Source organism: Streptomyces sp. NPDC020747 (assembly GCF_044334695.1).
Classification (GTDB): domain Bacteria; phylum Actinomycetota; class Actinomycetes; order Streptomycetales; family Streptomycetaceae; genus Streptomyces.
Window position 1 is genome coordinate 1 of sequence record NZ_JBIRTJ010000042.1, and the last position, 9636, is coordinate 9636.

Genomic DNA, 9636 nt, shown 5'->3' on the forward strand with positions numbered 1-9636 from the left:
ACTCCCCCACTTCCCCTGCATACAGACGCTCCTGGTACTCATCGAGAATGACACCTGGGTGAGAACTTCACGAGACAGGACCGTGAGAGTCAGCAGGCGGCGATCGACCCGGACTGGAACTGCCCATGGCCGCTGGACTGGCAGCGGCACCACCGCGTCCTCGCGGACCTGGTCGACGCCGACGGCAGCCTGCCCGAGATCCAGCCCGGCGTACTGATGGACGGCGATGACATCGGTAAATGGCTCGCACGGCAACGAGAAGCAAGCACCTGGGCGCAGCTATCCACTGAGCAGCAGGACCGGCTGTCCCGACTGGGCGTCAAGCCCACTAAGCGGCCCGCTCCAGCCCCTGCGGCCACGCGCGCGACGAAGGGCCCTAGCAAGGCACAGCAAGCGTTCCAGCGCGGCCTCGCGGCCCTCGCGCAATGGGTGGAACGGGAAGGCGCCCACCGGCCTGTGCCCCGCGGCCACAGCGAAGAGATCACAGTCGACGGCGAGACGGAACCCGTGGTCATCAAGCTGGGCGTATGGATCTCCAACACCAGGACCCGCCGCGACAAGCTCGCACAGGAGCAGCGCGCTGCCCTCGCGGAGCTGGGAGTCGAGTGGGCGGCGCCCTGACGCTGCCGGGCAGACCCCGGGCGCTGCGTACGGCCCGGGGTCCTTCGCTATCACGGGGTGCGGCATCGCACTGGCGTGCGTGTAGGCACTGGGATCCGGGGCCGCTCCCTCAGCGGCCTATGTGGCGGCCGGAGGGGTTCTACGAGGCGGTCCGGCCGTTCGTAGAGGGCCCGCACGAGACGGGCGCGAACCGACTCTGGCTCCTTCCATCAGGCCGCCACGGACGCCGCCCGCGTCCTTGGACACTTCACCGGATTTAACGAACTACCGATAGGTAGGACAGGCTCAAGGCCCCGGGGCCTGGGGTGCCGTCGCCGACGGTTGCCCGTTCGGTACCTCCGAGACCGGTCCGGTGTCTGGTGAGACCCAGATGCCGACCATCGCTGTCGCCAGGGCGGTGGCCACCGCCACCAGGACGGTGGTCGCGGGGACGGCCACTGCGGCCAGGGAACGGAAGTTGCGGATCTGCCCCCAGCGCAGGCCGGCGGCGCGGACCAGGCGGGCCTCCCAGTAGAGACCCAGGACCAGGAACGCGGCGAGGCAGTCGCCGGTCGTCAGCAGCGTCGAGATGCCGAAGTCACCGGGTGCCAGGTCCCGGTAAAACAGCTGGAAGAGCTCGACTGGGAGGACGACGCCTAGCAGGCACATGGCCTTGCCGAGCGGGGAGCCGCCGCGCAGCCAGGAATAGGCGTAGCCGTAGATGAAGCCGTACAGCAGCCAGCGCAGGGCGTATGTCCACACACGGATGAGGTCGCCGTTGGAGTACGAGTCGCTGAGGAGGGGCGGCAACGTGTAGAGGAGCCAGGGCAGGCTGACCGCGGTGAGGAGAATGCCGGCCGCCCTGCCGTTGCGCCAGGCGTCCCGCCCGCCGGAGCTGCCCAGAGCGGCCAGCCGCAGTTCCGCAGAGTGCCGAGGTGTTCTGTCTTGGGCCCCGAGCGCCCGCCAACGCGCGCTCCACTGGCGGGCGGTGAGGTCGCCGTTGGCGAGAGCCGTCTGCGAGGCGCTGAGGAACTCGCGCCGGCTCGCTGCGAGAGTCTGGTCCTTGAGCAGGGCGTGCATGCGGCGGGTGTGGGCGCGTGGGGTGACGGCGTGCAGGCAGGTGGCGCGTTGGCTGGCCGCCGGGGGCAGCAAAGCAGCGAACCCTACGGCGGCAACGGCCACCGCGAAATAGCGGCCGCGCCGCTCCAGGTTGTCGTCGAACAGGGAGAAGCCGACCTGCGTCACCGCCGTGGCCACCGCCGCGATACCCAGGCCGACGACGACCGCGCGGAAGTGCGGTGGCCACTCTCCCCGGGTGCGGCCGTGGTGTGACAAAAACAGCAGGGCGCTGACGATGACGACGGTTTGCAGGGCCACGAGGGGACGGTTGGCGGCGACCGTGGAGTAGATCCCAATGGCCCACGATGTCTGCGTCTGCTGATACCAGTAGTACGGCGGATCGCTGAGCTGTGGAACGGCAGCCAACACGACCCACGCCATCAGCACATGCGCGTAGGCACGGCGCCCCCAGCCCAACGCGATCAGCACCGGCCACAGCACCGCGGGCCAACCCCAGCCAAGGCATGCTCCGACGATCCCGTTCACCGTGGTCCAGTCGGCGAGCGTGCGCGAGTCATCGACCAACCCCGTCCCCGGCCCGAGAGTCACGGTCAGCAGCCAGAATCCGGTCACGGCCGTGGCTGCCCAGCGCTTCCCCGCCCTTCCCAGTGCCCCGCCCAGCAGCGCCCAGGCCAGCAGCGCGGCTGCGGCGCCCGAGGCGATGACCAGCATCAGGGGCATCACCATCGACCCCGCCGCCATCATGACGATCACTGCCACAAGCGGGCCGATGCCAGGCACCAGCGCCAGAATCAGCAGGTCCTTGGTGCCGGGCGGCCGGCCCGTGGTCGCCCGGATCAGGAACACCCCCACCAGGAACGGAAGAAGCACCCACCACCACGCCACCAAGGGCATGCCGTTCCCGCCATACACCCACCACAGCCCCAAAGCGGTGCTTGATGTCTCGAGCGCGTATGCGAGCGTCGCAGCCGTCAGCACCCCGGCCACGGCCACCGCCGCGCTCCACCGCACTTGGGTCACCGGCGGCGCCCAGGAACGCAGCGAAGGCAGCACCCAGAACCGCATCACGGCCAGCACGGCCAGCACGGCCACGAGGAGAGCGGTTGCCTCACGCCAGGTCGACTTGTCGTTCTGCAGGACGGAGGCAAGAGCTACACCATTGGTACGCTCGGGGGTCCCCGTACTCCCGGCTATCCGCAAATTAATGGTGACCCCGTTCCTGGCCGGGAGCAGCAGCTCGGCGCGGTGAGCGGTCTGCCGCAGTACCGTGCCGCCATCGATGCCGACAGCCATGTAACGGGGAGCGTCGATCGTGAGGGTCCACTGGTCGTACATTGCTTCATTTACCAACTCACCGTCTTTAACGGCGACTTGGAGGGAAGTGGTACAGCCTGTTCCGGCTCCCCGCCATGAGGCGGCGGACTCGCCGACGACGTACACGCTCGTATTCGGCCCGTCCTGCTCGACACCATCACCGTCGGCATCGGGCTCGAAGGCCGAGCCCGCACAGGGGGCGTGGCGTCCGGTCGACATGAAGTCGAAGAAGAAAGGAATCCAATCGTCCAGGCTCACACGCTCGCTGCGCAGATCCTCGGCCAGTGGATCACCGGCTCTCATCTTCACCCTGTGCCGAGCCGTGGCCCGCCACACGATGCCGCCCGCCCCGGAGGTCCGCAGGATCCGCACGGTCGTGCTCCCGCTCCGACCGTGCTCATTGCCCTTCTCGTACCGCTTCGTGGCCTCGGCCTTGGCCTTGTCGTCAGTGCCGTCATCGTCGGTCTTCTGTCCGGCAACCCGGGTCTCGTACGCACCCTCGGCCGCCCGCACCCACACCACGTGGGCCGCCACCACCACCGCCAGCACGCCGACGCAGAGCAACACGGCACCGGCGGCACGCCGATACCGTCGTATGATTCCGGCCATTCTCCGTCACACCGCCCCCGTGGGCCGTCAGAATAACGGCAACGTCACCTCTCCATACCCCGGTTCAACCCTCCACCACGGGGAGGCCTCGGACACCGCACCCGCGTCCCACGCGCCTCGCCGGGCGCCAGCTCTCCGAGAACCTACTCATGCAGCTGCTCGCGCGGAGTCTCCGGGTTGGGAGCCCAGCTACCTGACGGTGGCGATCGGTGCTGGACACCCGGCTCGTACGGCGACTGACCGCCCACAGGCGTGCCCCAGCCGCCCACGGCCATACCCTGTGCCGAGCAGGCGGCTCGTCCAAAGCGCCGCCCTATACCAACAATCACTGAACCTGAACCTTGCGCAGCGCAGCTGACACGACCTGATCACCCACCCAGCTAACTGACAAAGCCGCAGATCAGATCCCCGCCCCAGCCCAGCACCCACAAGCACCGCAGCTAATGACGCCCCGCGATCACCCGACCGCGGACGCACCGCAAACTGATCAACGCAGGCCAGATGGGCCTTGACCCTTGATCTTGGACACACGAGACACTGGATCCTGAGGATCTGAGAACGGACATCTCGTGGTCATGAAGCACTACCCGCCAGAGTTCAAGGCGGACGCAGTCGCGCTGTACCGGTCCCGGCCCGGAGCGACGATCAGGCAGGTCGCCGCTGATCTGGGGGTCAACCCGGAGACGCTGCGCAACTGGGTTCGGGCGGCCGGGGCGAACCGGCCGAGGGGGCGCCGGGCGGAGATACCCGCGGAGCCGCCCACGCCGCTGGAGGCGGAGAACGCGGCCCTGCGCAAGAAGGTCCGCGAGCTGGAGGAGGAACGCGAGATCCTGCGGAAGGCGGCGAAGTATTTCGCCGGGGAGACGCGCTGGTGAACCGCTTCCAGTTCGTCGCCGACCATCAGCGCCGCTTCGGCGTGAAGCGGCTGTGCACCATCCTCGGCATCGCCCGCTCGAGCTTCTACTACTGGCGCAACACCGCGGCCTCGAGGGCGGCCCGCCAGGCAGCCGACGCCCAACTCGCCGCGCGAATACGCACGGTCCACCACAGCTCGGACGGCACCTACGGCGTTCCGAGGATCACCGCCGAGCTCCGCGAGGACGGCGAGCGGATCAATCACAAGCGTGTCGCCCGCGTCATGCAGGCCATCGGAATCGCCGGACTGCGGCTGCGCAGGAAGCATCACACCACCATCGCGGACCCGGCCGCCGCGAAGGCATCCGACCTCATCGGCCGCGACTTCACCGCCACGGCGGTGAACACGAAGTACGTCGGCGACATCACCTATCTCCCGCTGACCAGCGGGAAGTTCCTGTATCTGGCCACGGTCATCGACCTCGCCTCCCGGCGCCTGGCCGGCTGGGCGATCGCCGGCCACATGCGCGCCGAACTGGTCACCGACGCCCTGGCCGCCGCCGAGCGGTGCCGCGGCAGCCTCACCGGCGCCGTCATACACACCGACCACGGAGCCCAGTACACGAGCCGGGCGTTCGCCAACGCCTGCCACCGGGCCAGCGTGATCCAGAGCATGAGCGCCGTCGGCAGCTCGGCGGACAACGCACTCGCCGAGTCCTTCAACGCAACCTGCAAGCGGGAGACGCTCCAGGGCCGCAATGCCTGGGCCGACGACCGCGAAGCCCGCCTCGACCTGTTCCATTGGCTACACCGCTACAACACCCGACGCCGCCACTCCAGCCTCGGACAACGCAGTCCCATCGCCTACGAGACCGCACTCGACACAACATCAACTACCCTGTCCCCAGCCGCATAGCCCGTGTCCAAGATTCCGGGTCAAGGCCCCACCACCCACCTGGCGAGGAACTTACTAGGAGATAAAGGGCAATTCACCTAGATCAAACGCCCTCTGAGAAACCATCTTTGAACCGGCACCCGCCGATGTCGCGGAACTCAGCACGCGGATCGCCCGTCTCGAACACGGCCTCGGGGAGCAATGGAACAGTGGTTGGCGTTAAGCATTGACCGACGTCCTGGACGCCGTTGACGGCGGGCGTTCCCGCCGGTTACCCGTGCTTGTCCGGTTCGGCGTCGGCGAAGGCGCGGTATCCGCCGAGATCTCGGGGTGGGCGAGGACGTCGCCGCGGTGTACGACTCGGACCGGCCCCGGGGCCATCATCGGATGCTGATCCGCCGGCGTAGCGAGGTCGTGTCGGACATTCAGCAAGACCGTCGTCGTCATCACCGCGAAGTCCGCCGGGCGCAGGGTCTTCGGCCTCGCCACCGCAGGCGTCGCAACCAGGCCCTCCCGCCACGGCGGCACCGCCATCACCCCAATGCCGTGCGGCGCCGGCGTTTCCTTGGGTTCCAGCCCATCGCGCGCCCCTACTTCTGGTGCTGCCTCCGCGGCCGACAACTCCGCCAGCACCTGCGCGACGGTCTCCCGCGTGATCTCCAACCGCGACAGATCCGCCGGGGCCTTCTCCAGCCGAACGGTCAACTCCGCAGCCTCGGCCTGGAGTTCTTCCACCCGCTGTCGAGCCGCGGCCTCCCGCGCCTGAAGCTCCTCCGGCAACGACACCATGGCGCCCCACCTCCACCACGCCACGGTAGAAGCACACCGGCACCGACCACACGCCAATCGACGTCTTCCCGGCTCAGCTATCCCCCGAGAGAATTCGCACCCGAAGGATCTCCGCCCAATTGCCTTGCCTTAGAGCGCAGTTCAGCACCTAGCGTCTCCGTCATGACGCCACTCCAGCACAAGATCGGATTGGGCTTCGGCGCCCGCAGCACCGCTGACGACGTTCTGAGCGGGATCGACCTGTCCGGCAGCACCGCGATCGTCACCGGTGGCTACTCGGGACTCGGTCTGGAGACGACCCGCGCACTGGCCGATGCCGGAGCCCGCGTCATCGTCCCCGCGCGGCGACGGGCGGCCGCGCAGAAGGCGGTCAAGGGCATCGACGGCGTGGAGACCGACGACCTCGACCTGTCCGACCTCGAAAGCGTCCACGGCTTCGCCGACCGTTTCCTGGCCACAGGCCGCACGATCGACATAGTGATCAACAACGCTGGGGTCATGGCCTGCCCCGAGACGCGGGTCGGTCCGGGCTGGGAGGCGCAGTTCGCCACCAACCACCTCGGTCACTACGCGCTGATCAACCGTCTCTGGCCGGCGATCGCCCGCGGTGGCGCGCGCGTGGTCGCCGTGTCCTCCGGCGCCCACGGCATGGGCATGCACTGGGACGACCTGCACTTCGAGCGCGGCTACGACCGATGGGAGGCGTACGGGCAAGCAAAGGCGGCCAACGTACTGTTCGCCGTCGAGCTCGACGCGCTGGGCCGCGACGCCGGGGTCAGGGCGTTCGCGGTGCATCCGGGCAGCATCCTCACCCCGTTGCAGCGCCATCTCGCGAAGGCGGAGATGGTCGACGCGGGCTGGATCGACGAGCAGGGCAACCCGGCCGATCCCACCTTCAAGACGCCCGGCCAGGGCGCGGCCACCCAGCTGTGGGCTGCCACCTCACCTCAACTGGCGGGCATGGGCGGCGTGTACTGCGAGGACTGCGACATCGCCGAGCCGGCAGCCGAAGGAACAGAAGGCGGCGTGCACGCACATGCGACCGACCCCGAGCAGGCTGCGCGCCTGTGGGCACTGTCGGCCGAGCTCACGGGCGTCGACGCGTTCAGGGCGGCAGCCTAGAGCCGGAGGACTTCGGAACTTCGGAGATACCAACCCGCGTCACCCCAGCTCAGGCGTCCCCGAGAGGAACTGCACCCTGCCGGGATCGATCGATCTGAGTGTCAATTCGAAGTCGGACGTGTCCGGCCGAACACAGGAGGTTTCCATGGCTAAGGGCTACTGGGTCAGTGTCTACCCCGCCATTTCCGACCCTGAGAGGCTGACTGCCTACAACGAGCTGGCCGGTCCGGCTGTCCAAGCCGGGGGCGGGCGCGTCCTGTCCCTCCTTGGCGGTCGAGTCATCGCCCACGAGGCCGGAATCACGCAACGCGTCGTTCTGATCGAGTTCGACAGCTTTGAACAGGCCGTCGCGGCATACGAGAGCGAGGCATACCAGAAGGCGCTGGTGGCCCTCCCCGACGGCGTCGAGCGCGACTTCCGCATCATCGAAGGCATCGACTGACCGGCGGGCCCAGCCATCGCTGAGCATCCGCAAGCCGGCCGCCTAAGACCAATGCTGTGACTCTGTTGGTGATCTTGGGCGGTCAGGTGCTGGCGAATCCGGCTGCGTTGCACAGAGTTCGGAAGTGTGATGCCCGGCGGCCCGATGGGGTCGTGTCGTGCCAGTCGGCGAGACGGCTGAGGTTGCAGGCCATGGCGGTCAGGACGTGCTGCACGTGAGTGCGGGGCAGACTTCGATAGCGGCTTCTGCGCAGGCCGTGAGCTCGTACGTTCTGCGAGAGGGTGGCCTTGATGCCGGCGCGGATCGCGTATCGACGCTGCCACTGTTCGGTCTGCTGGTCGAGCCGGTTGCGCGTCTGGATCTCGTGCAGTGTCCGCGGCAGGACTGCGACGGAGCGGGGACGAGTGGCGGATGAAGTGCACCGGGTGCGGTCTGGGCAGGGCTGGCAGTCACTCTCGGCGAAGCGGGCCTGCAGGTATGTATGGCCGGAGATATTCAGCTTGGTCCAGGACACACTCGTCGCGCCGCGCGGGCAGATGGCCTGCTCGTTGTTCCAGTCGATGGTGAAGGCGGCCTTGTCGAAGCCCGAGGCTGTTTTGGCCTGGCGGCTGTTGTCGGCGAGGATCGGGCCGAGCAGGGTGATGCCGTGGACGCGCTGGGCCCGTTCAATGTGGGCGGGAGTGAGGTAGGCGGTGTCCACCACGTGCTCGGCCGGAGCGAGGCGACAGGTGGCGAGGTCGTCGTGGATCTTCGCGGTCAGCTGCCCGTCCTGGACGGGAGCAATAGTCGTGGCCACATGGGTCACCAGGTGCGGCAGGTCCTGATCACATGACTCGGTGACATGAACCCGGTATCAGCTCCACTCGACATCGCGTTTGACGCAGTAGTGCGCGTCCGTGTCATAGGGAGAATCGAACCGCAGCGAGGCCGGCGGCAGAGCAGTGCCCTCCCGCCAGCTCAGTTGCCCCTCGCGATCCCAGTGGTACTGGTGGAGCCAGACCTGTCGCAGGATCTCCACCTGCCGCAACATCCGCAGACGAGTTGGGGCGTCAGCCGCCCAGGCGGCGGTGAGAAGTTTCTGCCCGTCCCGGCCGAACTCTTCGGCACGTTCGCGCACCGCCGCCTTGCCGCCCGCAACTTTCCCGATCTCGACCTTCCGGCCGTACCGCTTGGCCCACGCGGGCTCGATCAGCGGCAGCAACCAGCTGGGATCGGCCTCGGCGATCTCCTCCAGCGCAGCCCGCACACTCTCGCCCACCAGCTCCAACCGGCTCAACCGCCGCCAGGACATGAGTGGCATCAGTACGCTGTCGGCCCCGCCCCTTGAGCAGCCCGGCCGCCACCAGGCGGTCCAGCATCACCTGCAGCAACTGATCCGCCCGGTTGCCCTCGGCCAGCCGGGCCCGGAACTCGCTGAGCAGCGAATAGTCGAACCCGGGATCGTCCAGCTCCAGACCCAGTCCGTACTTCCAGTCGATCCTCGTGCGCACCGCATCCGCCGCCGCACGGTCCGAGAGGTTCTCGGCGAACTGCAGCACCGACACCAGCGCCAACTGCCCCGGCGAGAAACTCGACCGGCCATCGACGGGATACAGATGAGTGAAGTCCTCGTCGGCGAACACCACATCCAGCCGGTCCCGCATCAGCATCACCGGCGTCCCCCTCGGACACGCCGCCCGCGCCGTCCGGACTGTCACCGGGGGAATCCGCTGGAAACTTGCCGGACGCATCGACACCGTCCACCGCCTCAAAACCGAGGCCGCCCCGCCACAGACCAGCCAACCACCACCAGCGACCGCCGTCACCACCTCGACAAGAGGGACTGTAAGACGTTCGGGTCTGTTCCGTAGTCGGTGGTGACGGTGAGTGCTCGCCTGTGATCATTGGGCGTGCATGATGCGAACACGCTTGTGGGAACGGTGTTTTCGGG

At 67.9% G+C, this 9636-nt stretch carries 7 protein-coding genes and 2 pseudogenes; 4 read left to right on the forward strand and 5 right to left on the reverse strand.

Features of this window, described 5'->3' with window-relative positions; all coding sequences use genetic code 11:
- Positions 1-87: 87 nt before the first annotated feature.
- A pseudogene (locus ACH4YP_RS47750) lies at positions 88-621 on the forward strand (helicase associated domain-containing protein); the annotation flags it as partial.
- 285 nt (positions 622-906) lie between these two features.
- On the opposite strand, the gene ACH4YP_RS47755 reads toward ACH4YP_RS47750, so the two are convergent.
- A complete protein-coding gene (locus ACH4YP_RS47755) occupies positions 907-3603 on the reverse strand; it encodes a hypothetical protein (RefSeq protein ID WP_398497860.1) in 2697 nt (898 codons plus the stop codon).
- Positions 3604-4172: 569 nt separating this feature from the next.
- Between ACH4YP_RS47755 and ACH4YP_RS47760 the strand changes: the two genes are divergently transcribed.
- A protein-coding gene (locus ACH4YP_RS47760; RefSeq protein ID WP_398497862.1) for an IS3 family transposase occupies positions 4173-5374 on the forward strand; the annotation gives its coding sequence in 2 pieces (ribosomal slippage) (positions 4173-4458 and positions 4458-5374; 1203 coding nt in all).
- Positions 5375-5572: 198 nt separating this feature from the next.
- Here ACH4YP_RS47760 and ACH4YP_RS47765 read toward each other — a convergent pair.
- Positions 5573-6142, reverse strand: coding sequence for a hypothetical protein (locus ACH4YP_RS47765; RefSeq protein ID WP_398497864.1), 570 nt, complete (start codon positions 6140-6142; stop codon positions 5573-5575).
- Between the two features lie 162 nt (positions 6143-6304).
- Here ACH4YP_RS47765 and ACH4YP_RS47770 point away from each other — a divergent pair, with 162 nt between their 5' ends.
- Both ACH4YP_RS47770 and ACH4YP_RS47775 read left to right on the forward strand, forming a co-directional pair.
- Positions 6305-7264, forward strand: coding sequence for an SDR family NAD(P)-dependent oxidoreductase (locus tag ACH4YP_RS47770; RefSeq protein ID WP_398497866.1), 960 nt, complete (start codon positions 6305-6307; stop codon positions 7262-7264).
- A 145-nt stretch (positions 7265-7409) separates the two neighbouring features.
- Complete coding sequence (locus tag ACH4YP_RS47775) at positions 7410-7706, forward strand: DUF1330 domain-containing protein (RefSeq protein WP_398497868.1); 297 nt, start codon at positions 7410-7412, stop codon at positions 7704-7706.
- Between the two features lie 82 nt (positions 7707-7788).
- On the opposite strand, the gene ACH4YP_RS47780 is transcribed toward ACH4YP_RS47775, so the two are convergent.
- The 3 genes and pseudogenes from ACH4YP_RS47780 to ACH4YP_RS47790 all read right to left on the reverse strand — a co-directional run.
- Entirely contained in the window at positions 7789-8502 is a 714-nt protein-coding gene (locus ACH4YP_RS47780) for a transposase (protein WP_398497870.1), read from the reverse strand.
- Positions 8503-8559: 57 nt separating this feature from the next.
- Complete coding sequence (locus tag ACH4YP_RS47785; protein WP_398497871.1) at positions 8560-9006, reverse strand: hypothetical protein; 447 nt, start codon at positions 9004-9006, stop codon at positions 8560-8562.
- Between the two features lie 76 nt (positions 9007-9082).
- Positions 9083-9436 (reverse strand): annotated as a pseudogene (locus tag ACH4YP_RS47790) (transposase); the annotation flags it as partial.
- Positions 9437-9636: the final 200 nt, after the last annotated feature.

Coding starts and splice junctions, on each gene's coding strand:
- ACH4YP_RS47755 (WP_398497860.1), bottom strand. CDS start 3,603: ATGGCCGGAATCATACGACGGTATCGGCGTGCCGCCGGTGCCGTGTTG.
- ACH4YP_RS47765 (WP_398497864.1), bottom strand. CDS start 6,142: ATGGTGTCGTTGCCGGAGGAGCTTCAGGCGCGGGAGGCCGCGGCTCGA.
- ACH4YP_RS47770 (WP_398497866.1), top strand. CDS start 6,305: ATGACGCCACTCCAGCACAAGATCGGATTGGGCTTCGGCGCCCGCAGC.
- ACH4YP_RS47775 (WP_398497868.1), top strand. CDS start 7,410: ATGGCTAAGGGCTACTGGGTCAGTGTCTACCCCGCCATTTCCGACCCT.
- ACH4YP_RS47785 (WP_398497871.1), bottom strand. CDS start 9,006: ATGCCACTCATGTCCTGGCGGCGGTTGAGCCGGTTGGAGCTGGTGGGC.